The sequence below is a fragment of the Mesorhizobium sp. B2-6-2 genome (assembly GCF_006440615.1).
In the GTDB taxonomy this organism is placed as follows: Bacteria; Pseudomonadota; Alphaproteobacteria; order Rhizobiales; family Rhizobiaceae; genus Mesorhizobium.
This window is the reverse complement of sequence record NZ_VFUG01000004.1, coordinates 134,052-157,797: the sequence shown is the minus strand read 5'-3', so window position 1 is coordinate 157,797 and position 23,746 is coordinate 134,052. Positions and strand designations below refer to the sequence as shown.

Annotated in this window: 25 protein-coding genes; 7 read left to right on the top strand and 18 right to left on the bottom strand. The window is 64.1% G+C overall.

What is annotated here, in order from left to right; translation table 11 throughout:
- Positions 1–2: 2 nt before the first annotated feature.
- From FJ419_RS11220 to ehuB, 11 genes are all read right to left on the bottom strand, one after another.
- Positions 3–1,097, bottom strand: a complete 1,095-nt coding sequence (locus FJ419_RS11220; RefSeq protein ID WP_181170682.1) for a BMP family ABC transporter substrate-binding protein — start codon at positions 1,095–1,097, stop codon at positions 3–5.
- Positions 1,098–1,123: 26 nt separating this feature from the next.
- On the bottom strand, positions 1,124–2,503 hold the full coding sequence (locus tag FJ419_RS11215) for an amidohydrolase (protein WP_140691452.1): 1,380 nt from the start codon (positions 2,501–2,503) through the stop codon (positions 1,124–1,126).
- A 1-nt stretch (position 2,504) separates the two neighbouring features.
- On the bottom strand, positions 2,505–3,164 hold the full coding sequence (locus FJ419_RS11210; RefSeq protein ID WP_140691449.1) for a glutathione S-transferase family protein: 660 nt from the start codon (positions 3,162–3,164) through the stop codon (positions 2,505–2,507).
- The gene (locus FJ419_RS11205) at positions 3,161–4,006 is read right to left on the bottom strand and encodes an aromatic ring-hydroxylating dioxygenase subunit alpha (protein ID WP_140691446.1); all 846 of its coding nucleotides are present in this window, start codon (positions 4,004–4,006) and stop codon (positions 3,161–3,163) included. The genes FJ419_RS11210 and FJ419_RS11205 overlap by 4 nt, the downstream gene beginning before the upstream one ends.
- Positions 4,003–4,653, bottom strand: coding sequence for a Rieske 2Fe-2S domain-containing protein (locus tag FJ419_RS11200; RefSeq protein WP_140691443.1), 651 nt, complete (start codon positions 4,651–4,653; stop codon positions 4,003–4,005). The genes FJ419_RS11205 and FJ419_RS11200 overlap by 4 nt, the downstream gene beginning before the upstream one ends.
- A 163-nt stretch (positions 4,654–4,816) precedes the next feature.
- Complete coding sequence (locus FJ419_RS11195) at positions 4,817–5,050, bottom strand: acylphosphatase (RefSeq protein WP_246679182.1); 234 nt, start codon at positions 5,048–5,050, stop codon at positions 4,817–4,819.
- Between the two features lie 185 nt (positions 5,051–5,235).
- Positions 5,236–5,961 (bottom strand): GntR family transcriptional regulator, encoded by a 726-nt coding sequence (locus FJ419_RS11190; RefSeq protein WP_140691436.1) that lies wholly within the window; start codon positions 5,959–5,961, stop codon positions 5,236–5,238.
- Positions 5,958–6,737 carry an ectoine/hydroxyectoine ABC transporter ATP-binding protein EhuA gene (ehuA, locus tag FJ419_RS11185; protein WP_140542681.1) on the bottom strand — a complete coding sequence of 260 codons (780 nt, stop codon included), beginning with the start codon at positions 6,735–6,737 and terminating at the stop codon, positions 5,958–5,960. The genes FJ419_RS11190 and ehuA overlap by 4 nt, the downstream gene beginning before the upstream one ends.
- The gene (gene ehuD / locus FJ419_RS11180; RefSeq protein ID WP_140542713.1) at positions 6,734–7,393 is read right to left on the bottom strand and encodes an ectoine/hydroxyectoine ABC transporter permease subunit EhuD; all 660 of its coding nucleotides are present in this window, start codon (positions 7,391–7,393) and stop codon (positions 6,734–6,736) included. The genes ehuA and ehuD overlap by 4 nt, the downstream gene beginning before the upstream one ends.
- A complete protein-coding gene (ehuC, locus tag FJ419_RS11175) occupies positions 7,390–8,118 on the bottom strand; it encodes an ectoine/hydroxyectoine ABC transporter permease subunit EhuC (RefSeq protein WP_140542682.1) in 729 nt (242 codons plus the stop codon). Before ehuC ends, ehuD begins: the two co-directional genes overlap by 4 nt.
- Positions 8,119–8,172: 54 nt before the next feature.
- Complete coding sequence (ehuB, locus tag FJ419_RS11170) at positions 8,173–9,030, bottom strand: ectoine/hydroxyectoine ABC transporter substrate-binding protein EhuB (RefSeq protein WP_246679181.1); 858 nt, start codon at positions 9,028–9,030, stop codon at positions 8,173–8,175.
- A gap of 251 nt (positions 9,031–9,281) precedes the next feature.
- Here ehuB and FJ419_RS11165 point away from each other — a divergent pair, with 251 nt between their 5' ends.
- Genes FJ419_RS11165 through FJ419_RS11140 form a run of 6 tightly spaced genes read left to right on the top strand, consistent with a single transcriptional unit; the run spans position 9,282 to position 16,689 of the window.
- Complete coding sequence (locus FJ419_RS11165; protein WP_140691430.1) at positions 9,282–10,448, top strand: Xaa-Pro peptidase family protein; 1,167 nt, start codon at positions 9,282–9,284, stop codon at positions 10,446–10,448.
- Between the two features lie 11 nt (positions 10,449–10,459).
- Positions 10,460–11,647, top strand: coding sequence for a M24 family metallopeptidase (locus tag FJ419_RS11160; RefSeq protein WP_140691426.1), 1,188 nt, complete (start codon positions 10,460–10,462; stop codon positions 11,645–11,647).
- A 17-nt stretch (positions 11,648–11,664) separates the two neighbouring features.
- Positions 11,665–12,921 (top strand): sarcosine oxidase subunit beta family protein, encoded by a 1,257-nt coding sequence (locus FJ419_RS11155; protein WP_140542686.1) that lies wholly within the window; start codon positions 11,665–11,667, stop codon positions 12,919–12,921.
- 12 nt (positions 12,922–12,933) lie between these two features.
- Positions 12,934–13,230 carry a sarcosine oxidase subunit delta gene (locus tag FJ419_RS11150; RefSeq protein WP_140542687.1) on the top strand — a complete coding sequence of 99 codons (297 nt, stop codon included), beginning with the start codon at positions 12,934–12,936 and terminating at the stop codon, positions 13,228–13,230.
- Positions 13,227–16,163, top strand: a complete 2,937-nt coding sequence (locus tag FJ419_RS11145) for a sarcosine oxidase subunit alpha family protein (RefSeq protein WP_140691423.1) — start codon at positions 13,227–13,229, stop codon at positions 16,161–16,163. The genes FJ419_RS11150 and FJ419_RS11145 overlap by 4 nt, the downstream gene beginning before the upstream one ends.
- Entirely contained in the window at positions 16,156–16,689 is a 534-nt protein-coding gene (locus FJ419_RS11140) for a sarcosine oxidase subunit gamma (protein ID WP_140691420.1), read from the top strand. Before FJ419_RS11145 ends, FJ419_RS11140 begins: the two co-directional genes overlap by 8 nt.
- Positions 16,690–16,824: 135 nt before the next feature.
- On the opposite strand, the gene ggt is transcribed toward FJ419_RS11140, so the two are convergent.
- The 6 genes from ggt to FJ419_RS11110 form a co-directional block, all read right to left on the bottom strand.
- Positions 16,825–18,417: a gamma-glutamyltransferase gene (gene ggt / locus FJ419_RS11135; protein WP_140691417.1), complete on the bottom strand. Its 1,593-nt coding sequence runs from the start codon at positions 18,415–18,417 to the stop codon at positions 16,825–16,827.
- Positions 18,418–18,454: 37 nt separating this feature from the next.
- The gene (locus FJ419_RS11130; protein WP_140691414.1) at positions 18,455–19,147 is read right to left on the bottom strand and encodes an ABC transporter permease; all 693 of its coding nucleotides are present in this window, start codon (positions 19,145–19,147) and stop codon (positions 18,455–18,457) included.
- Complete coding sequence (locus tag FJ419_RS11125) at positions 19,144–19,857, bottom strand: ABC transporter permease (protein WP_140691410.1); 714 nt, start codon at positions 19,855–19,857, stop codon at positions 19,144–19,146. Before FJ419_RS11125 ends, FJ419_RS11130 begins: the two co-directional genes overlap by 4 nt.
- A 73-nt stretch (positions 19,858–19,930) precedes the next feature.
- On the bottom strand, positions 19,931–20,782 hold the full coding sequence (locus FJ419_RS11120) for a transporter substrate-binding domain-containing protein (protein WP_140630399.1): 852 nt from the start codon (positions 20,780–20,782) through the stop codon (positions 19,931–19,933).
- A 91-nt stretch (positions 20,783–20,873) separates the two neighbouring features.
- Positions 20,874–21,608: a GntR family transcriptional regulator gene (locus tag FJ419_RS11115; protein WP_246679180.1), complete on the bottom strand. Its 735-nt coding sequence runs from the start codon at positions 21,606–21,608 to the stop codon at positions 20,874–20,876.
- 238 nt (positions 21,609–21,846) lie between these two features.
- On the bottom strand, positions 21,847–22,647 hold the full coding sequence (locus tag FJ419_RS11110) for a SapC family protein (RefSeq protein WP_140691407.1): 801 nt from the start codon (positions 22,645–22,647) through the stop codon (positions 21,847–21,849).
- Between the two features lie 291 nt (positions 22,648–22,938).
- On the opposite strand from FJ419_RS11110, the gene FJ419_RS11105 reads away from it, so the two are divergent.
- Entirely contained in the window at positions 22,939–23,214 is a 276-nt protein-coding gene (locus FJ419_RS11105; RefSeq protein ID WP_140691403.1) for a hypothetical protein, read from the top strand.
- Here FJ419_RS11105 and FJ419_RS11100 read toward each other — a convergent pair.
- A complete protein-coding gene (locus FJ419_RS11100) occupies positions 23,193–23,735 on the bottom strand; it encodes a GNAT family N-acetyltransferase (protein ID WP_140691400.1) in 543 nt (180 codons plus the stop codon). The two genes, FJ419_RS11105 and FJ419_RS11100, sit on opposite strands and share 22 nt — an antisense overlap.
- Between the last annotated feature and the right edge of the window lie 11 nt (positions 23,736–23,746).

Genomic DNA, 23,746 nt, shown 5'->3' with positions numbered 1-23,746 from the left:
GGTCACTTGGGCAGCGGCGTGGTGACACCCTTGACGTGCCAGTCCATGGCAACGATTTCGGCCCCGGTCATCGTCTTGCCGGCGGGCACGCCTTCGCTGCCGTCGGCCTTGACGATCGGGCCGGTAAAGGGCGAGAAGCTGCCGTCGGCGATCTTGGCTTCAACGTCCTTGATCCTGGCCATTATGTCGGCCGGGATTCCGGGGTTCCAGTCAACGACCTCGACCACCTTGTCGCCGACACCCAGGAAAGCGTTTGCGCCCTTGAAGGTGCCGGCGATGTGGGCGTCGACCGAGGCCTTGAAGAAGGGCGACCAGTCGGTCGCCACGCAGCCGAGATAGTTTTTGGTCGCGTATTTCTTCATCGACGAGTTGAGGTTGAAGGCGGGGACGCCGGCCTCTTCGCAGGCCGAGACGACGGAGGGTGTGTCCTGCGCGTTGGAGAAGATCACGTCGCATTTCTGCGCTAGCAGCGCCTTGGCGGCCTCCTGCTCCTTGGCCGGATCGAACCAGGAGTTCACCCATACGACCGAAACCTCGACATCGGGCTTTACCGCCTGCGCTCCCAGCGTGAAAGCGTTTATGGAGGTGATCAGCTCGGGAATGGCGAAGGCAGAGACCGAGCCGAGCTTGCCGGTCTTCGAAAGCGCGGCTGCCGCCATGCCCATAAGGTAGGTACCTTGGGAATATTGGGCCGCGAAGGGCGAGAAGTTCGGCGCCACCTGGAAACCGGAAGCGTGCAGCACGGTTACGTCGGGATTGCGGCGCGCGATCTGCAGGGCGCCGTTCTGATAGCCGAAGGAGCCGGCGACCAGGAACTTGTTCCCGTCGGCGACCGCCTTGTTCATGATCCGGTCGGCATCGGGTCCTTCCTGTATGTTCTCGATGATGGTCACCTTCACCTTGTCGCCGTAGGCTGCCTTCACAGGCTCAAGCCCGTCGGCGAGCGCACGGCCCCAGCCGACATCGCCGACCGGCGACGGGACCACGAGCACGATGCCCAGAGGTTCGTCGGCGGCAAGCGCGCGGCCGCCCACCGCCACGACGAGCCCAGAGGCGGCCGCGCCTTTCATCAATGTTCTGCGGGTAAGATTTGTCAGCATGTCGGTTCCCCTTGTTTTGGTTTCTAAAATTCCACCGTCGCAAGCGCCGCCTCGGCTTGCGCGAACAGCCTGGCCTCGTCGAGCCCCGGGAATTCGCCTTTGGCCCAGACGATGCGGCCGTTGATCATGGTCATGTCGGTCGGCGCGCCGATGCCCACCTTGGCCAGCAGGCTCAGCGGATCGTGGCGCGTGCCGACATAGTCCATGCGCCGCGTGTCGATGGCGAAAAGGTCGGCGGCCATGCGGGGCGCCAGCCTGCCGATGTCGCCGCGCCCGAGCAATGCCGCGCCTCCGGTCGTCGCATAGCCGAGAAAAGCGGCCGGCGGCGGCACCGGATGGTCGCGCGTCGACGCCGACAGGCACTGCAGCATGTAGGCGGAATGGATGCAGTGCATCAGGTTGGAATTGTCGTTTGAGGCGGCGCCGTCGCAGCCCAGACCCACACTGAGTCCGAAGGCCGACATCGCCGGAATGTCGGTGATTTCGGCGCCGACGAGATAGACCGGTTCCGGGCAGTGGGCGACGCCGGTGCCGCTCGCGGCCATCTTGCGCAGCTCGTCGTGGGTCAGTTCCCAGCAATGGGCATAGAAGGTATCCGGCCCGCAGAAGCCGATGTCCGCGCAATAGTCCACCGTGCGCATGCCGTGACGGGCCTCGATTACCGGGCTCTCGCCCTCGCCGACATGGGTATGCATGCGCACCCCGCGGTCGCGCGCCAGCGCCACCGATTCCACGAAGGTGTCGCGATAGCAGTTGACTGGCTGGCAAGGCGCGACGACGATCTGCCGCATGCTGAAGGGACCGGCATCATGGTAGGCGTCGATCAGCCGGGCACAGTCGGCGATGAATTCGTCGGTCGTTTCCAGCATGGCGTCGGGGATGGTCGAGCCTTCCGATTTGGGCAGCGTGTTGCCGCCACGTCCGGCATGGAAGCGCATGCCGAGCAGTTCGGCTGCTTGGAACTGCCGGTCGACCAGCCGCTTGCCCGCCTGCCGCGGAAAGCAATACTGATGGTCGAATGCCGTCGTGCAGCCATGCTTTATCAGCTCGGCCATCGCCGTGACCGATGCGTGGTAGAAGCATTCCTCAGTCAGCCGCGAGAAAATGGGATAGATGCGGTCGAGCCATTCGATGACCGACAGCTTCGTCCAGTCCAGATCGGCGCGGTTGCGCACGAAGCATTGAAAGAAGTGGTGATGGGTGTTGACGAGGCCGGGATAGACGAACCAGCCAGCGGCGTCCTGCGTGATTGTTCCAACGGGCAGCTCTGCCGTGTCGAGGCCCGCGCCGATGGCCCGTATTGCCGGGCCGTCGGTCAAGACATCGACATTGCGTCGGATATCGGGACCATTGCCCTCGTCCACGATGACCGCAGCGCAGCCCTTCAGCAAATAGCCCGCCACGTCAGGCCTCGCCGACTTCGAGGACGGGCGCGGGTGTCAATTCGTGCAGCCGGTGGATGCCCGGCATCTCGATGAAACCCTCGAGACTGCGGACCGCCCGTGACCAGAGCCGGATCGCGGGATAGGGGTCGAGCGAAACGCCGCCGTCCGGCGCCAGCGCAACATAGGGGAAGCAGGCAATGTCGGCGATCGTCGGTCGATCCGACGCGAGGAAGCGGTGGCCGCGGATATGCTGTTCGACGAGACCGGCTTCCAGCTCCCGCAGGGCCGCTATTCCCTGCTCCCGAAGGGCGGCGATATTGCCCGGCCGCAGCAGCATCTCGTGCAAGCGCGCCGCCCCAAGGCTCGCGGTCAGCCGGTGCGAGAAAGACAGCCATTGCTGGACGCGCGCCGCCCGCCCGGCCGTATCGTTGCCCAGCCATTGGGGTGCCGCCTTCGCGGCGAGATAGACCAGCATGGCCGAGGATTCGGTCAGCACGAGGTCGCCATCCTCCAGGATCGGGATCGAACCCGCCGGATTGAGCGCCATGAGCTCAGGACCGCGATGCTCGCGACCGGGATGGAAGTCGACGGGACGGATGTCGAGCGTCACCCCGATCAGCGCAGCCATGAGGCGCACCTTGTAGCAGCTCGGCGACAGCGTGTAGTCGTAGAGCTTCATTGCGCCACCAGTTGCGCGCCGTAGGTGTAGCCGTGGCGTTTCAGCCAGCGCCGGTAGGCAACCGAGGTAAGGTCGGCGCGCGTGGGAATCTCCATGCCGGGATCGAGCGGGAGCAGCGTCGGAATCTGGTTTTCGAGGATCGACCGGTCCTGAACGAAGATCGTCTGCTGGAAATGGATCAGGTCGGTCATCGGTGTTTCGTCATCGAACAGCGCCATCCATGGCCAGACGTCGCACAGGTCTTCGGCAAGTGGCTGCACGAAAAGTGTGATGACGTCCCATTCCGCCGGGCGAGGCGGGCAGGTCTTGTAGAGCACCGAGCAGGTCGGCGCGGGCACGCGGTACATGTATTCCGTGGTGATGCCACCTTCCGCCGACTTGGCGGCCTGCGGCTGGTAGAACTTCACCTGAGTGGCCCAAACCTCGTCTTCGTCCTCTCGGATCTCGACCTTGTAGTTCTGCACCTCCGTATGCGGCTCGGCTCCCAGTATGTCGGTGTGCACGAAAGGAAAATGCGCGATGTCCAGGAAGTTCTCCACCGCACGCAATGGCGAACAGCGCACGCGCACCACCCCGACATCGACGAGCCGGCGGCCCGGCTGATCGGCCTCGGGGATCGCAAACAGCGGCTTTTGTGGATCACCGAGCGATGACCAGACATGGCCATAGCGGATGCAGGCCGGCAGGTCACGTCCGTTGCCGTCCGTGACCTTCGCGTTTCCATCTTCGCCGCGCCTCACCGCGATCGGCTCGCCCATCAGGGCCGTCCTGCGCCCATGCGCATCGAGCTGGCTAGCAAGGCCGACAGGGTACCATCCGTCGAGCATCGTGTTGCGGGTCATCGGGCGGTCCCGGCGCGTGCAATATCCTCGGCCGCCCGCCGCAGCGCCTCGGCGGCCCTCGACGCGGCGATACGCTCGTCCGGATTGCTGTCCTCGTCCACCAAAACATGCATCAGCGTGCGCGCCTGCCCATCGGGAGCAAGCAGCAGCCAGACGGTCCGGTCATCATAGGTGTAGTCGAGCAGGCCTCCAGCGGCTTTCGTGCCCGCGGCCGCCTCCAGCGCCACGATGCCGGCTTCCACCACCATGGAGCGGAGCGGCGCAAGGCCCTCGAACCGCGGCGGCCCGGCGGCGGGTTCGCCAACCGAAATCCAGATGATGCCGCCGCCATCCTCGACGTGCTGTGTCGCGACACGAATCGTGTCCGGCGGCGTCAATGCCGGTTGGGCCGGAATGCGCTGGCAGTTTCCCGCCTTGGCGTAGCTCCAGCCGTGATAGATGCAGGCCAGGGTCTCACCGCGTACGAAGCCGTGGGAAAGGCGCATGCCGCGATGGGGGCATCTGTCGGCGAAGGCCGCCGCACGGCCGGAGCGGGTTCGCCAAAGGGCAACCGGTCCGGCCGGGGATTGCGCCGGCATAACGGTTCCCGCCGGCAAGTCCGCGGAGAGGGCAACAGGCATCCATGAGCCGGTGGGATAGGACGGCATGCATCAACTTTCAAAACGGCACCAGCATCTTCCCAATCGAAGCTTCGCGGTCAAGGATATGCTAATACGCCGGGTTACGTTTGCACAACATTTCCTCACTGGCAATAATGCCTAAAAAAGGTGCATGACACTTCGGCAGCCAGAGGGCCGCAGGCCCAGAAACCTAGCCCGATTCGCACTCGATCGGCGCCCGGCGGATGGTCTCGACCCAGACATCGATTGGTCCAAGAGAGCACCCCATCTCCATCATGTCGATGAGTTCGGCCGGACCGGCAATGTCGAGTTCAATGCGGTCGGGACCGGCAACGCATATCGCATGCGCGAGCCCGAGCTTGGCGGCATGACGCTCGATCCACGGAAGAAAGGATGCCACCTCGATATCGCCGAGGATCGTCATGCGCTCCCGCCAGGAACATCGATTTTGCTCGCTCATAGAAAACCTCGGCAAGGAAGCTGGTAATCTATCTATCTACATCGTGCTCAATCGCTGAAGCATCTGCTTTTGAGAGCGTCGTCACGCCGGATCTGAAGTCGAAGACTGCTATATGCGAGTTGATCCCCAAGATATCGATCCAATCGTCTTTACGCAAAATTCTCCCCTTTGTCGCTTCGGTGAAGCATCATCCGCCGAAAGCTCATCGAGATATGCGCCCGCCTGATGTGTCCGATCGAAGCCCAGTCGCCGATTTCGGCCGCCGCGAGCACCTCCGCGATTTCCCGGCGGAACGCGGCGAACTCCTCGGCCAGGCCAAGCCGCGGCATCATTTTCAAGACGACCCGTGCGACCTGGAAATAGAGCCGCTCGCTGATGTCGCGCAGCGGCTGGTTTCCGGTCATCGCGCTCAGCTCATAGAAGAAATCCATGTTGAGCCGCAGGAAGGCGCGCTGGTCCGGATGAAGGATGTGGGCGTCGCAGCGCTCCATCAGCGCGCGTATGCGGTCGAGATCGGCACCGGTCCGCGGAATTGGCGACAATTTGCCGATCAATTCCGCCAGCTCCATGCGCAAATGGTAGACCTGTTCCAATTCCTCGATGTCGACGTCGGTGACGATCGTGCCGACACCATGGACCGACTGGACCAGGCCTTCCGATTCCAGACGCGCAAGGACCCGCCGGACCGGAGTCCGGCTGACTTCGAACTCCTGAGCGAGCTCTTCTTCCGAAAGGTGGTTCCCAGGGGGATAGTCGAGCAGGCAGATACGGTCGCGCAGAATCCTGTAGATGCGTTCCGATCTCTCCCGCGCCGAAGGCGGTCGCGTTGGACCGATCGTGGCCTGCTCTATCGCCGCATCGTCGTTGCGGGTCATCCCGCCTCCAGCACCGCGCGCAGGAATTGCCGCGTCCGTTCGTTCTTCGGCGCGCCGAACAGCTCGCTTGGAGGTCCCTGCTCGCAGATCTTGCCCTGGTAGAAGAAGCAGACCCGGTCGGAGAATTCCTTCGCGAAACCCATCTGATGGGTGACCATCAGCATTGTGAGGTCATGCTCCCGCCCGATCTGCCTTATCACCTGCAGCACTTCGCCGACAAGCTCGGGGTCGAGCGCCGATGTCACCTCGTCGAACAGCATGATCTTTGGCCGCATGGCGAGCGCCCGCGCGATCGCGACGCGCTGCTGCTGTCCGCCGGAGAGCTGCGAGGGATAGTGGGCCTTCTTCTGCGACAGGCCGACCATGTCGAGCAACTCGGCCGCCCGCGCCTCGGCGTCGGCGCGCTTCATGCCGAGCACGGTCATCGGCGCCTCGATGCAATTGGCCATGGCGCTCATATGCGGGAACAGGTTGAACGATTGGAACACCATGCCGATCTTGGCCCGTACCCGCCTGATATGGGCGAGATTGGCGGGAACCAGCTTGCCGCCCTTGTCCATATGCGTGAGCGGCTCGCCTTCGACCCAGATGACGCCATCATTGATCGTCTCCAGCGTCATCAGCATGCGCAGTACCGTCGTCTTGCCGGAGCCGGAAGGTCCGATGATCGACACCTTTTCGCCGCGCGCAATGTCGAGGCTGAGCCCGTCGAGAACCGTCAGCGCGCCATAACGTTTCGACACATTGTCGAAGCGCACCATGGGCTGGTCCGTCATCGTGGAGTCCTCCGGTTGAGCAGGCGTTCCAGAATACGGATGAGCGCGGCCGAGACTAGGCTCATCACCAGGAAGAACAGGCCGACGAGCGTCATCGGCTCAGTGTAGCGGAAGGTGTCGGAGCCGATGATCTTGGCCGTCTGCATCAGTTCGAGAACGGCAATGGCCGACAGCAGCGGCGTCTCCTTGAACAGCGCGACCAGGTAGTTGCCGAGCGCCGGAACGATCGGCGGAATGACCTGCGGGATGATGATATCGCGAAAGGTCGCCCATTGCGGCAGGTTGAGCGCGATCGACGCCTCCCATTGGCCGCGCGGGATGTTGTCGAACCCGGCGCGGTACACTTCGGAGCAGTAGGCCGCATAATGAAGTCCGATCGCGATCACGCCGGCGGTGAAGGCGTCCAGCACCACGCCGAATTTGGGAAACACGAAATAGAGGAAGAAGATCTGGATAAGCAGCGGCGTCGAGCGGATCAGCTCGACCAGCACCGAGATCGGCCAGGCCGTCCACGGTATGGCGATGCGCACCAGGGCGAGCGCCAGACCGAGCAGGGCCGCGATGACGAAGCCGATCAGCGTCGCCTCGATGGTGATGATCGCGGCACTTGCCAGCGTCGGCAGGATTTCGAGCGCGAAGGACCAATCCCACATCAGGCGGCCCTCCCTCGCGAGAGCCCGGCGGACGCCCGCTGCTCGAGAAACCGCATGCCGATCGTGATCGCGAGCGACATGACGAGATAGATCAGAAGCACCAGCGTGAAGATCGGGACGGTTTTCAGCGTGCTCTGGTTCATCTGCTGCGCCTTGAAGGCGAGGTCCGTCAGCGTGATGAGCGACACCAGCGCCGTCGACTTCAGGAGCTCGATGAACAGGTTGCCCCAGGGCGGGATCATGGCGACGAAAGCCTGCGGCAGGATGATCCTGCGCAGCATCTGGGCGCGGCTCATGTTGAGGGCGATCGAGGCTTCCCACTGGCCGGGCGCTACCGCCAGGATCGCTCCGCGCACCACTTCCGATCCGTAGGCGCCGACATTGAGGCCCAGCGCCAGCACGGCCACCGTAAAGGCATCCATCAGCAAGCCGAATTGCGGCAACACGAAAAACAGCCAGAAGAGTTGCACCAGCGCGGAGGTGCCGCGAAAGATCTCGACATAGACCGTCGCCAGCCAGCGCAGCGGTGCCGCCCCGTAGAGGCGGGCAAGCGCCGCCAAGACGCCCATCACCACGGCCAGCACGCTCCCCAGCACGGCGATTTCAATGGTCAGCAGCGCTCCCTGCAGCAGTCCCGGCAGGAACAGGCTGTAGGAGGTCTGCGTGGCGAGCAGGCCGATCACCGCCAATGCGGCAACCAGCATGCCAACAAGCGTCCGGATGCCCATCTGCCTCTCCGAAGAAAAAAGGCGGCGCCGAAGCGCCGCCCGGAGTTGGGACTTTTACTTGCCGGCGCAGAGCTCGGCGGTGGTCTTGTTCGGCAGATAGTCCTTGCCGAAGCCGAACGGCTCGACCAGGGCGACGTGTTCGGGCGAGCCGATGAATTTCTTCAGCTCGGCGTTGAAGGCCTTCTGCAGGTCGGTATCTTCCTTCCTGAATCCGAAACCGCCATGACCTTTCACCGACTTTCCGTTCACCTCACCGAAGGGCTTGGTGGACTCGACACCGTCGGCCTTCTTGGCCATCTCGGCGATCGACAGCGCCGTCAGCGCCGCGGCGTCGGCGCGGCCCGACTGAACCGCGGCAACCAGGCTTGACTGGTCCGGCAAGACCACGAGCTGGCCTTGAGAGACGCCAGCATCCTTGGCTTCCGCCCCTTCGACGGCTCCGGCCATGACCGCGAGCTTGAGGTTGGAATTGTCCTTGAAGGTCGAAAAGTCCTTAACCTGCTTCGGATTGCCCTTCTGCACGAGCATCGCCGCGCCGATGCCGTAGGACGGCTCGGAGAAGTTGATCTCGGCGCAACGCTTGGGATTGATGAACATGCCGGCGGCGATGATATCGAAGCGCCCGGCTTTGAGACCCGGGATGAGCGAGCCGAACTCGGTCAGCACGCCGTCGACCTGCTTGATGCCCATCTTGGCCAGTACCGCCTTGGCGACTTCCGGCGCCTCGCCGGTCAGCTTGCCGTCGGGCGTGGCGTATCCGAACGGCGCCTCGTTGGCGAAGCCGACCCGGATATAGCCGTCCTTCTTGGCGCGCTCCAGCGTCGTGTCGGCCAGCGCTGCTGCGGTGCTGGACAACATGACAAGCCCCGCGCCGAGTCCAAGCGCGGTGCGGCGCGAAATTCTGATCGTCATCATCTTGCTCCCATTTTTGCGAAACCGCCGCCTAACCCGACCCCTTTTTTCGGCATTGAGCAGCTTGAACGTATGGTTGCAGGTTTTTCGCTGCGTTTCAATAGATGTGCACATCCATGGCCTTCGAAAAATGAAAAATCCTTGACATCATCGAAAACTGAGGCCGATATTGGCGGAAGTTGTACACAACATGGCTCAACCGAAGGCGAGCAAAAATGAAGCTGCGGAGCAACGGCTCCGGAGGGGGAGTTATGCTGGACAAAAGCAACGGCGAAGCGGTCGCGCCCTATTTCGAGAGCGAGGAATTCGACCGGCGCCGCGACGCCGTCCGGCATGCCATGGCCGGGCGGGGCATCGACACGCTTCTCGTCTCCGCGCCGGAGAACATCTTCTATCTGACGGGCCTCGATCACTGGGGCTATTTCGCGCCGCATATCCTGGTCGTTCCGGCCGACGGCCAGATGATCCTGCTGACGCGCGCCATGGAAAAGGTCACCATTGCCAATCAGGTCAGGAACGCGCGCTTCGAGGGGCACCATGACGGCGAGACGGTCGCCGACCTTTTGGGTCGGGTGCTCTCTGGCAGGCTCGGCGCCGTCGGTATCGAGTCCTGGTCGTCCGGCCTGCCGCACGGGCTTGCCGAGGCGCTGAAGGAACGCCTGAGCGCCGCGCGCTGGGTCGACACATCCGGCATCATCGACGACATCCGCATGGTCAAGAGCCCGGCAGAGCAGGCCTTGATGCGCGCGACCGCCAAGGTATCCGACGCCGGCGCGCAGGCTGCGATCGAAGCGATCGGGGAGGGGGCGAGCGAGCGCCATGTCGCGGCGGAAGCCGAGCGCGCGATGATCGAGGCCGGCGGCACTTTTCCCGGCTTCGGTCCGTTCATCCGTTCCACCCGGCGGCTCGGCGAGGAGCATACGACCTGGACGAGCGACCGGTTCGGTGCCGGCGATGCGGTCTTCCTCGAACTGACCGGCTGCGTCGCCCGCTACCACGCGCCTCTCGGTCGCCTCATCCATCTCGGCCACGCCTCGAAGGAGACCTACGAGATGGCAGCGCTCACGGCCGACGCCTTTGCGGCGGTCGTCGGCGCGATGCGCGAGGGCGTCCTGTTCCGCGACGTCTATGCGGCCTGGCAGGGCGTGGTCGACCGCGCCGGCTTCTCGCACTACCGCCGCCATCATTGCGGCTATGTGGTCGGCATCGGCCTGCCGCCGAGCTGGACCGGCGGCAACAAGGTGACGGGGCTGCGCCGCGACAGCGACATCGTGCTCAAGACCGGCATGAGCTTCCATGTGCTCTCCTGGCTGATGGGCACCGGCCGCGGCGATTTCTTCATGTCCAACGCGGTGCTTCTGGGTCCCTCGGGCGCCGAGGTACTGACCAGGACGCCCTCGGGCGTGACCGTGCGCTGAGGACATCGGCGATGCAGTTCGGCAAGAACAACACACCGTTCGACAAGGAGGAATTCGCCGCCAGGCTGGCGAAGACCAAGGCGCGCATGGCTGAAGCCGGGCTCGACGCGCTCTATGTCTCGGAGCCCGCCAACCTCAACTATCTCACCGGCTATGACGGCTGGTCCTTCTATGTCCATCAGGGCGTGCTCGTCGCGCAGGACGCAGCGCATCCGGTGTGGATCGGACGCGGCCAGGACGTCAACGGCGCGCGGCTGACGACGATCCTGCCGGAAGAGAACATCGTCGGCTATTCCGACGATCATGTGCAGTCCGAGGCGAAGCATCCGCTGCAGGCTGTGGCGCGCGTGATCAGCGAGCGCGGCCTCGACCGCGCCAGGATCGGCGTCGAGGCGGACTCCTTCTACTTCACCGCGAAGTCGCTCGACATTTTGAAGGCGGAACTGCCCAACGCTCGCTTCGTCGACGCCGGCGCGCTGGTCAACTGGGTCCGCGCGGTGAAATCGGGCGCCGAGATCGACCTGATGCAGCAGGCCGCCCGCATCGCCGAAAAGACGATGGCGCGGGCGATCGAGGTGATCGGCCCCGGTGTCCGCCAGTGTGATGCCGCCGCCGAAATTCTTGCCACAGCCACGCATGGCACCGAGGCCTTTGGCGGCGATTACGCCGCGATAGCGCCGCTGATGCCGACCGGCGTCGGCACCTCCTGTCCGCATCTGACCTGGCGCGACGACCTGTTCGCTTCGCCGGCCGGCACGACGGTCGAGATCGCCGGAGTCAGGCACCACTATCATGTGCCGCTGACGCGCACGGTCTATCTCGGCCAGCCGCCGGAAAATATGCGCAAGGCCGCGGACGTGGTCGTCGAGGGGCTGGAAGCGGCGCTCGGCGTGGCGAAGCCCGGCGCCGGTGCGCGCGACGTGCACGCCGCATGGACCAAGGCCATCGAGCGGCATGGCTTCTTCAAGGATTCGCGCTGCGGCTACTCCATCGGCCTGGGCTACCCGCCGGACTGGGGCGAGCGGACCATCTCGCTGCGCTCGATCGACCAGACTGTGCTGGAGCCGAACATGACGATCCATTTCATGCCGGGCCTGTGGCTGGACGACTGGGGCATCGCAATTTCGGAATCGATCCGCATCACCGAGATCGGCGTCGAAGCCTTCTGCGATTTCCCGCGCCGCCTCTTCGCCAAATAGAACCCAAGAAGCCTCCGATGCGCCGCTATTCGGCCCTCTCCATCCTCGCCAACGGGCTTGCCGGGCACAGGCACTGGCAGCGCGCTTGGCGCGCGCCGGAACCGAAACGCTCCTATGACGTCGTCATCGTCGGCGGCGGCGGGCACGGACTGGCGACGGCGTTCTATCTTGCCGAGAACCACGGCATCCGCAACGTCGCGGTGATCGAGAAAGGCTATGTCGGCGGCGGCAATGTCGGCCGCAACACCACCGTCATCCGCTCGAACTACCTGCTTGACGGAAACACCCAGTTCTACGAATTCTCGATGAAGCTGTGGGAGAGCCTGACGCATGCGCTGAACTTCAACGTCATGTTCTCGCAGCGGGGGCAGATCGTCACCGCTCATTCGGCCGACCAGCTCGACTTTTTCAGCTACCGCGCCAACGTCATGCAGCTGAACGGCATCGATGCCGAGATCCTGAGCCGCGACGACGTCCGGCGCCTGGTGCCCTATCTGGACTATTCCGACACGGCTCGCTTCCCAATCCACGGCGCGATCATGCAGGGCCGCGCCGGCACGGCCCGGCACGATGCCGTCGCCTGGGGCTACGCCCGCGCCGCCGACGGGCACGGCGTCGACATCATCCAGAATTGCGAGGTGACGGGCTTTCTGCGCGACGGCGACAGGATCGTCGGCGTCGAGACGGCCAAGGGCCCGATCGCCGCCGGCAAGGTCGGCTTGGCCGTGGCGGGGCATAGCTCGGTTCTCGGCCAGAAGGCAGGTCTCGAGCTGCCGATCGAAAGCCACGTGCTGCAGGCCTTCGTGACGGAGCCGCTGAAGCCGATGGTCGACCACGTCGTCGCCTACGGCGCCGACCATTTCTACGTCAGCCAGTCCGACAAGGGCGGACTGGTCTTTGGCGGCAATCTCGACGGCTACAATTCCTACGCCCAGCGCGGCAATCTCGGCGTCGTGCGCGAGGTCGCGGAAGCGGCGATTGCGCTGATGCCCTGCATCTCGCGGGTCAGGCTGCTGCGCCACTGGGGCGGCGTGATGGACATGACGCCCGACGCCAGCCCGATCATCTGCCCGACCCCGATCGACGGGCTCTACCTCAATGGCGGCTGGTGCTACGGCGGCTTCAAGGCGACGCCGGCGTCCGGCTGGTGCTTTGCGCACACGATCGCGACTGGCAAGCCGCATCCGCTGAATGCCGCATACAGCCTCGAGCGCTTCCGCACGGGGCGCACGCTCGACGAGGCCGGCGTCGGTCCGTTCGCCTGGCTGCAATAGGGAGGCCGAGATATGCTGCGTATCGACTGTCCCTGCTGCGGCCCTCGCGACCATGACGAGTTCCGTTATGGCGGCGATGCCTCGGTCATGCGCCCCGCGCATGACGATGCGGATTTCGAGGCCTGGTACCGCTATGTCTTCGTCCGCAAGAACCCGGCCGGAGCACACCGGGAACACTGGCAGCACGTCCTCGGCTGCCGGCAGTGGCTGATCGTGGAGCGCGATACTCGCAACCATTCGATCGCTTCGGTCGCTCTCGCCCGGAACCCGTCTGCGAAGAAGCCACCTGCCAGGAAACCATCGCAATGAATTCCAACTCCAACCGGCTGGCCGAGGGCGGCCGCATCGATCGCGGCCGGCCGCTCGAATTCAGCTTCGACGGAAGCAGCCTCACCGGTTTCCAGGGCGATACGCTCGCCTCGGCGCTGCTCGCCAACGGCGTGTCGCTCGTCGGCCGCAGCTTCAAATACCACCGCCCGCGCGGCATCTTCTCGGCCGGAGCCGAGGAGCCGAACGCGCTGGTGACGGTTGGCACCGGCGGACGGCGCGAGCCGAACCTGCCCGCGACAATGCTGGAGCTCGCCGAGGGCATGGTCGTCGAGAGCCAGAACCGCTGGCCTTCGCTCGCCTTCGACGTGCAGAGCCTCAACAGCCTGTTCGCGCCGTTCCTGTCCGCGGGCTTCTACTACAAGACCTTCATGGGTCCGACCCGTCGTGCCTGGATGTTCTACGAGCATTTCATCCGCAAGGCGGCGGGGCTCGGCAAGGCCGGGCTGCAGCCGGATCCCGACCGCTACGAGGTTCGCCACGCCTTTGCCGATGTCGCCATCGTCGGCGGCGGGCCGGCGGGCCTATCCGCCGCGCGCGCCGCGGCGAACGCCGGGGCGAGGGTGGCGCTGATCGAGCAGGATTTTCGGCTTGGCGGGCAGCTTCTCTCCGAGCGTCGCGGTTCGGAGGCCGCCGCTTGGCTCCAGGCTATGGAAGCCGAGCTCAAGGGCTTCCGGAACGTCAGCCTCATGGCGCGAACGACCGCCGTCGGCCTTTACGACGGCAAGGTGCTTGGCCTTGTCGAGCGGCGCGACGATCCGCAGGCCGCCGGCCAGGCCCGCCAGGCGTTCACGATCCTGCGCGCCGGCGCGATCATCTTTGCCACGGGCGCCATCGAGCGGCCGCTGGTGTTCTCCAACAACGACCGTCCGGGCGTGATGCTTGCCTCGGCGGCCAGGACCTATGTCAACCGCTTCGCTGTCCTGCCCGGAAGGAAGGCGGTGGTCGCCACGACGAATGACGGCGCCTGGCGCACGGCCTTCGATCTCGCTGCTGCGGGAGCGCAGGTCACGGTTGCGGATCTGCGGACTACGCTTGCGCCCGCCCTGCAGGCAGAGGCTTCGCGCCTCGGCATCGTCGTTCGTGCCGGCACGCACATTGCCGACCTGCGCGGCGGCCGCGCGGTCAAGTCGGCCAGGCTGGCCGGAATGGGGGCCGAGATCGACTGCGACCTGGTCTGCGTTTCCGGCGGCTGGTCGCCGACGGTGCATCTCATCTCGCAGCTTGGCGCCAAGCCGGTCTATCGCGAGGATATCGACGGCTTTGCCCCCGGCCCCTTCGCGGCCGGCCAGTTCGGCGCCGGTTCCGTGGCTGGCGGTTACACCACGGCGGAAGCGATCGAGACCGGCCATCGCGCCGGCATCGAGGCGGCCGTTTCTTGCGGCAAGACGAAGCCCGTGCCGGCCGCTCTCGAGCTTCAATCCGCGGAGCTATCCGCGGCCGCGTTCCGCAATGTTCCGGCGGTGCGCGGCAAGGCCTTCGTCGACATCCAGATGGATGTCACCATCGGCGATATCGCGCTCGCGCACCGCGAGGGCTATGAATCGGTCGAGCATCTGAAGCGCTACACCACGCTCGGCATGGGGACGGACCAGGGCAAGACCAGTAATTTCCCGGCGCTCTCTGCGATGGCAGCCTTGCGCGGCACAACCATCCCCGAGACCGGCACGACCACCTTCAGGCCACCCTATACGCCGGTGGCAATCGGCGCGCTGGCCGGACGCGCCGTCGGCCATCACTTCAAGCCGACCCGCCGCACGCCAATGCATGAATGGCACGTCGCCAACGGCGCCGACATGCTGGAGGTCGGCCTATGGATGCGGCCCTATTTCTACCGCGGCGCCGGCCGCGACGTGAACGAGGCCTATGTCGCGGAAATGCACTTGGTGCGCGAAGCCGCCGGACTGATGGATATCTCGACACTCGGCAAGATCGACATTCAGGGTCCCGATGCCGCGACGCTGCTCGATCGGGTCTACGCAAACGGCTTCGCCAAGCTGCCGGTCGGCCGCGCCCGCTACGGCGTCATGCTGCGCGACGACGGCATTGTCTTCGACGATGGCACCACGACGAGGCTTGGCGAGCACCGCTTCTTCATGACCACATCGACCGCCAAGGCGGCCGAGGTGATGTCGTGGCTGGAGTTCCTGCTCGACACGGCCTGGCCGGACCTGCGCGTCGCCGTCGCCTCCGTGACCGACGAATGGGCGGCGATGTCGGTCGCCGGACCGAGGAGCAGGCAAGTTCTCGCCGCCGCCTTTCCTGCGCTCGACCTCTCCAACGAGGCCCTGCCGCATATGGGCTTCGTTGAAGGGGAATTCGAAGGCCGGGCGCTGCGGATCATTCGGCTGAGCTATTCCGGCGAGCGGGCCTACGAGGTCTATGTCGGCGCGAGCGCCGGCGAAGCCGCCTGGCGCCGGCTAATCGAGATCGGCGAGCCGTTCGGGCTGAGGCCCTACGGGGTCGAGGCGCTGGGCGCGCTGCGCGTCGAGAAGGGTCATGTCGCCGGCCCCGAGATCGACGGCCGCACGACGCTCGACGATCTCGGTCTTGGCCGCATGGTCGGAAAGCGCGCCGGTTTCGTCGGCGACGTGCTTCGCCGCCGTCCTGCTCTTGGCGAGCCGAACCGGCAGCGTCTGGTCGGGCTGAAATGCCTGGAGGCAGGAACGCGCCTGAGCGGCGGCGCCATTCTCTTCAAGCAGGGCGAAGCCCGGCAGGGGCATGGCCGCGGTCGCATCACCTCGGTGACGTATAGCCCGACGCTCGAAGGCTATGTCGGTCTTGCGCTGCTCGCTGGCGATGTCGCCGTGGGAGACGAGGTGGTGGCCGTTCACACCATGAAAAACGAGACCGTCCGCGCGAGCGTGGTCTCGCCAGTATTCTTGGACCCGGAGGGGGAGCGACTTCATGGTTGAAACCGGCTCCGCCATATCCGTCGCGGCCTGCACGATAATCCAGGTCGAGAGCTGGCCTGAAACGCAAGCGGCATGCGAAGCCGACCTGTCACGCCAGCTGGGCGCCGCGCTGCCGGCCGTTGCCGGCGAGACAGTCGCCGTCGCGGGGTGGCTCGCCGTTCGTATTGCGCCACGACGGTTTTGGCTGATCGCGGATGGAGGACCGCAGGTTGACTGGAACATCGACCCCACTCTTGGATGCTCGCTGTCGCTCAGCGAAGGAAGAATGCGGCTCAAGCTGAGCGGGCCGCAGACTTTCAACGCTCTGAAAGGATCCGTGGCGATCGACTGGGACTCACCGTGCGCAAGTCCGAGGAGGGCGCTGCAGACTGGTTTACATCATGTACCGGTTCTGCTGTTGCGAAACGGACCTGACGCTTGTGACATCTTGGTCCCGCGCAGCTTTGTGCGAAGCGTGATCGAATGGCTGGCAGACATAGCCGCGGTGTTCGATATTCAGAATGAAATTGTCAGACACCGCGCCTGAACGCTGCAACGCGGCTCGCAGATTCAAGCGCGTCGGCGGTCTCAGATGTGGAAGCTGGAGGACAACCCGGCTGCCGACGGTGGGAAGATCACGATGTGTCGACTTCCGCTGAACTGAAAGTTGTTGCCACACCCGTTAGCTCCCCAGAGCGATGCCGTCTTTCCTTGGTTCCGACGCGCCGGTCAGCGTGCCGTTCTCCCAGTCGATGCGGATCGCTTGAGCGCCGCCGATCGGATCTTCCGCTTGAGTAAAGGTGAAACCTCGGCGTTCGAGCTCGGCTTTTGTTGAGCCGTCCAACGTATGCTCTGCCTCCACTCTGGTTCCGTTGGATGTCGGCATCAAGCGCGGCAGATCGATCGCCTCCTGGAGGTCCATTCCGTAATCGAGGACCTTGGAGATCAGATGGGCATGGCCGAGCGCCTGATAGTAGCCGCCCATCACACCGAACGACATTTCCACCCTGCCGTGGCGGGTCGCCATGCCTGGGATGATCGTGTGAAGCGGCCGTTTCGACGGGCCGATTCGATTGGGATGGCCGGGCTTGAGCGAGAAACTCTGACCCCGATTGTGCAGGATAACGCCCGAGCCAGGAGAGACGAGGCCGCTGCCGAAACTGTCAAAGATGGAGTTGATGAAGCTTACGGCATTCCGATTTCGGTCGACCACCGAGATATAGACCGTGTCGCGATGAAGAGGCGTTTCGAAAGGCGGCAGATCTGTTAGCGCCCTTGTGAGGTCGATCATTCCCGCAAGTCTGTCAGCCAGTTCGTCGGACAGCAGGTGGCCGACTGGGACATCAGCCTTTTCGGGATCGGCGATCCAGGCGTCGCGGGCAGCGTAGGCAAGGCGCGTCGCCTCGATCTCGACATGCAGCCGGTCGGGCGACTGCGGGTCCCCTTTGGCGTCGAAGCGGCTCAGGATGTTGAGGATCAGGAGAGCGATGATGCCCTGGCCGTTCGGGGGACATTCATGGACCGTGTAGCCGCGAAAATCGGTGGTCACCGGGCTCACATACTCGCCGCGCGCATTCGCGAAGTCCTCCAGCGTCTGGAGCCCGCCCAGCGAATTTAAATAGGACACCATGTCCTCGGCGACCGGCCCGCCATAGAACGCGTCGCGTCCCCCTGCAGCAATGCCTTTCAGCGTATGTGCCAGCTCCGGCTGGCGGTGAACCTCCCCGATTCTTGGCGCCCTTCCGCCGGGAAGGAAGATTCGCGCAGCCGTAACGTCGGCTGCGAGAAGTTTTTGTTCAAGAAACCAATCGCGGTGAACGCGCGGAGTGATGGCATAACCCTCCTCGGCAAACCGTATGGCGGGCGCAAGCACGTCGGCAAAGGGGAGACCGCCGTAATCGGCGTGCAGGCGTGTCCATGCGTCGATGGCCCCTGGGATCGTCACCGATGCGGGCGACTGACGTGGCACCTCTGTCAGTCCCCGCTCGTCGAACCAGTCGGCCGTGAGGGCCGCCGGCGTGCGCCCGGATCCGTTATAGGCGACGACCTTGTCGGAGCCGTTGGGCGCGTAGAGCGCGAAACAGTCGCCGCCGATGCCGGTCGAGCCCGGCTCCACAATGCATTGGACCGCGCAGGCTGCAATGGCGGCATCCATCGCGTTGCCACCCGCTTCAATGACCTGCAGCGCCGTGAGCGTGGCGGATGGATGCGAGGTCGCCGCCATCGCATGTCGCGACACGGCAACGGATCGCGTCGGCTTCTCGAAATTGCGCATTTCGTTAATTCTCTTCGTCATTGCCGAGTGGCACGTCTCAGGCCCGCGCCCGGTAGGGTGTGAGCCAGGTTTCCAGTGCGTTCAGTGCCGAGATGAGCGTGAAATTAATGGTGAGATAGATCGCGCCGGCGGCCACGAAGACCTCGACCGCGCGATAGGTTTGCGAAATAAGCCCCTGCGCGATGCCTGTGACCTCCATCAGCGTGATGATCGATGCAAGCGACGTGCCTTTGATCATGAGGATGATCTCGTTGCTGTAGCTCGGGATGGCTTGGCGGAGCGCCAAGGGCAGAATGACGAGACGCAATGTCAGCAGTCGTGACATGCCGAACGCGGAGGCTGCCTCGGCGAGGCCGCGCGGCACGCCCTGTATCGCTCCGCGCAGGATCTCACTGCCATAGGCCGCGGTATTGAGGCTGAGCGCGATGACGGCGCACCAGTAGGGCTCGCGGAACACCCACCAGAGTCCGGCCGCCTGGAGAGACGGACGAAACTGGCCCAGTCCGTAATAGATGAGGAAGATCTGCACGAGCAGCGGTGTGCCGCGAAAGATCGCCACGAAGGAGCGTATGGGCCAGATCAGTATCCGGTTGGTTCCCTGTTGGGCCAGTGCGAGCAACAGAGCCAAGACGAAGCCGATGCTGATCGACCAGCCCGCAAGCTGCAACGTCAGTGGCAAGCCGGAGAGTAGGGTAGGAATGATCTCGACAAAGAACGCGAAGTCGATCATGCGCGGGCCATGCCTCGCCAGGCCCGGGCCTCACTGTAGCGGAAGACCGAAGCGGTCGCGGCAGCGATGAGGAAGTAGAGCGTGGCGGCCGCCACGTAGAAGACGAAAGGCTCTCGCATCGAGCCGGCACCGATCTGGGCTTGCCGCATCAATTCAACCAGGCCGATCACGGAGATCAAAGCTGAATCCTTGAGCACCAGCTGCCAGACATTGCCGAGCCCCGGCAGGGCATGGCGCATCAGTTGCGGGCCGATGACGAGACGCAGGGATTGAAGGCGGGACAGGCCGAGCGCCTTGCACGCGTCAAACTGGCCGTGATCGACGGCCAGGTATGCGCCGCGATAGATCTCGGCCTGATAGGCGCCCGAAATGATGCCGATCGCCAGAACGCCCGTCGCAAATGCCGGCAGTCCGATGAAGCCGGCGGCGCCGAAGAATTTGCCGATCTGCGTCAGGGCAATGCTGCCGCCGTAGTACAGCAGGTAGATCGTCAGCAGATCGGGCACGCCCCGAAACACCGTCCCATATCCTTTCGCGAGCCAGCACGAGAGACGTTTGGAGGAGAGCCGGCCTCCTGCTGCCACTGCGCCGAAGACAGCGCCGAGAAGAAAGCCGAGGACGGACAGCGAGAGCGTCACGCCCGACGCCACCAGCAGGGCGGCGCCCCAGCCGCCCTTGCCAAAGGAAAGAATATGCAATGCATCCATCATGTGAACCGAGGCTTTCAGCGCGCTGCCCGGCGGAGTCGATCGATGCCGCTCCGCCGGACGGGTCAGCCAGCGCCTACTTGACCGGCGTCACATCCGTCTTCACCCATTTTTCCGAGATACGTTTGATGGTGCCGTCAGCGATCGCGGCGCTGATCGCGGCGTTCATCATCTCCTTGAGCTTGGTATCTTCCTTACGCAATCCCGCACCGGTTCCGGCGCCGAACAGGCCGCCGACGAAGCCCGGACCTGCAAGCGTGAAGCCGGAGAATTCAGGTTTTGCGAGCGTCGCGGCAAGCGCTGTCTTCTGAGCGAATATCGCATCGATGCGTCCCGCCGCCAAATCGAGATCGTGCTGCTCGGTGGTCTTGTATTCACGGATTTCCACCGTGTCGCCGAAGTATTTCTTCAGGAATTCGAGCATGGCCGTCGCCGCCTGGACGCCGACCACCTTGCCTTTCAGCAGCGGCTTCAACTTGTCGACGGCGGCCTTGGACGCGGCTTCGTCATCCAGCTTGAATTTTTCAGCCGAAGCACCGAGCTTGCCGAGCTCACTATCCTTGGCGACTGCAAACCCGCCCGGATCGATCGCGTAAGGCTGCGTGAAGTCGATGGTCTCGAGGCGTTTCGGCGTGATGAACATGCTGGCCATGATCACATCGAACTTGCCGACCTTCAATGATGGTATAAGGCCGTCCCAGTCCTGGGCAATGATGGTGCACTTGATTTTCATCCGTGCGCAAAGATCGTTGGCAAGCTCGATCTCCAGACCGTCGAGCTTGCCGTCTGCGTTGGTGAAATTCCAGGGGGCGTAGGCACCCTCGGTCGCGATTGTTATAGCCTTTGGCGCGTCCTGCGCGAATGCGGTCTGGACAAAGCCGAGCATGCCGAATACGGCCGCGACGGCGGCCAGTCGATGAATTTTCATATATGTTCCCCTTTCTTAGGCTGATCTAGCTGTTCCGCTGGCCAGTTCCGGTCTTTTGCCGGTTTGAGGCCATTTCTCCTGCCGGCGTTGATCACCGGCTCGCAGACACGAATTCGGCCAACATCGGCGCTGTGCCGAGAATATGATCCCGCATGACCTCTTCCGCATGACGAGCGTCGCCCGATCGCAAGGCTGCGATCACCGCAGCATGCTCCTCGCGTGCGGAGAGCGGCTTGTCGGCGTCATCGAACCAGATGCGCATGTAAGGCTCTATCACGACATGCAGTGCCGAAACCTGGTGGATGAGCTTGGGCCTCCGGCTGAGCGCACAGATGCGGCCATGGAATTCCTGATGGCGGATCACCCAGTCGCTGCTGCCGCTCTGGCCCGCGCGTTCCATGCGGTCGAGCAGGTTCTCGAACTCCTCGAGCGCCTCCTCATCGATCCGTGGCATTGCCAGCCTGACAGCCAGTCCTTCGAGAACCGAACGTATCTCGAAGATCTCGTAAAGCTCATCAACCGTGAGGCCGGCGACGACACATCCCCGATTGGGACGCAGAACCACCAGCCCGTCGGAAGCCAGGCGCCGAAAGGCTTCGCGCACCGGCATGCGGCTCATGCCGATCTCGGCCGCGATCTCTTCGGGAATTAGCCGGTCACCCGGTTTGTAGCGGCCGAGGCGAAGCGCCCGTTGAAGATGCCTGTACGCCTCCTCCTCTGCAGTGGCGGACAGGCGTGGCTCTACGGAGAAAGATGCTGGCACTTGGCACCAAAAAGTATTTTTGTATCCACGTATCATAAAATCCGCATTTGGCTGCGGCGTCAATACCCCGCAAAGATCGTTGCGAGCTGTTCGGTGTCAGCTAACGTCAGCGCGCCCAGCGCTGGGCGTTGGCCGACTGACTTATGATGGGCAATCTCGTCCCTCGCTCCGTCCGAGCGGCGTGAGGGTCATGCCGAGCTACGCGGCTGTTGATGGCATTCGCGAATTCGCGAGAGGCCATGGATATTCACTTACCGAGGTCTGACCGCGTTGGCTGCGTGCTTGTTGCCGCCGCCCATTTCTAAGCCCGCTTGCGAAGCGACGCCTGGTAGACCAGCGACGACCAGCTGTTGGACGAGGCGAGGTGGCAGTAGATCAGCGCGAGCGCGCCGGATCTGCGAAGGTCGAGGAAGGCTTCGTCGCCGAGCTTGTTGAGCGCCTGCTCGTCGATCACCTGGAAATCGGTGAGGTTCAGCACCTCGCCGCCTTCCAGCGTCACCTTGCTCTGGCGCGGCGCGAACAGCCCATGGGCGTCGATTTTCTCGACCATGGCGCGGGTGGCGTTGAAGTCGTTCTGGAACTGGCTGCAGAAGGCGAGCGCCTGCTTGGTCGCTTCGGCGGGTTCGGCGCCGTTGAAGAACAAAGCGAGCTTGCCGCCGTCGTCGCGGAATGGCGCCGCCAGCTGATCGACGACGCGATCGCTGGCGCGGTCGACGCAAAGCGTCAGCCGGCCGGAGGTGGCGGACTCGTCCGCCAGGATGAAGGGATAGCGGCGCACATAGGCTGGAATGTAATGGGGTTCGGTCCAGCGGCCGTCGGCGTCGACGAACAGGTTCTCGTTCTGGCGCAGTCCGGTGATGACTACCGGCGCCTTAGTAGGGCCGATGAAGACGATCGGATAGGAGCGCATGGCGCCGGGCATTTCCGACGCCACGACCGGAATGGCATGCGCCGTGCGGGCGAAGCCGAAATCGGCGCGGGCGGTCAGCCCGAGCGAGCCGTGGCGGATCGGGTTGAGCGCCTCGGGCTTGCCGTAGAACAATGGCAGCGCATTGCTGGGGGCACCTGCGGCCGGCGCTTTGTCGGTCGTTGCTTCAGCCATGTTGTCGCATTCTCCCCGGAAACTTCGAAAGCTATGAAATAGCGCGGCCATAACGGGTTTAGGCCAGCACAAGGGCTGGCGCAACGGCCGTAGCAACTCCCGTGCCGGATAGAATCCGCCGAACCGCTCCTGCTCCTTTCCAACGCAATTCCGGACGGAAGGCTACGGCGAAGTCGCGGAACCCAACCGGCGCGCGGTTTTCCTGGAATTGCTTCGGTCGGCAGGCTATGGACAACATGGTGCCGGCCGATGACATCGGCGGGCCAGGCAAGCGATCGAGGGCGGACGAGTATGGTTTCGGCGACGGATTTCGACCAGGCTGTCGGACAGACCTTCATCGTCGAGACGAGCGGAAAGATGGTCGCGCTTGAGTTGAACGCGGTGAAGCGGATCGGCCACAGCCCGCGCGACGGCGGCGGCTTCTCGCTGCTGTTCAAGGGGCCGCGCGAAATGCTTTTGCCGCAGGCGACCTACCGCTTCGTCGGAAGCGAGCATGCGCATGACATCTTCATCGTGCCGGTATCCCAGGATGCGACGGGCTATACTTACGAGGCCGTCTTCAACTGACCGCCATCGCCGCCCTTGCCTGACAACGCAGCCGGCCGCGCCATCAGGTCGTAAACGCCCTTGTCTTCGCTCACAGCGAAGCCCAGCCGCAGATAGAGGCGGCGCGCCGGATTGTTCTTCTCGACATGGATCGACACCGCCTTGCCGACGGCGGCAGCCTCGTCGATCAGGGCGTTGAGCAGCGCCGTGCCGAAGCCCTTGCCGCAATGCTGCGGCAGGAAAGCAATGTCGATGATGCGGTGTTGGCTCGGCCAGCGCTCGAGGTAGAGGCGGCCGACCCGCTCGCCGCCGTGCTCGATCACAAACCAATCGGCGTCGGGATAATGGCGCCGGTAATGCGCGCGCTGCGCCTGGAATTGCATGTCGAGGAATGCATGCTTCTGCGGCTCACTCCAGGAGGTCACCGCCAGTTCTTCCATTCGCGTCGAGCCATAGAGCGCGCCGAGGAACGGGACGTCCGCGTCCGTCTCCGGCCGCGTCGTCAGCCCGAGCGCGCGCCCGTAATTCTTGCCGGCTATCATTCTTCGACCGG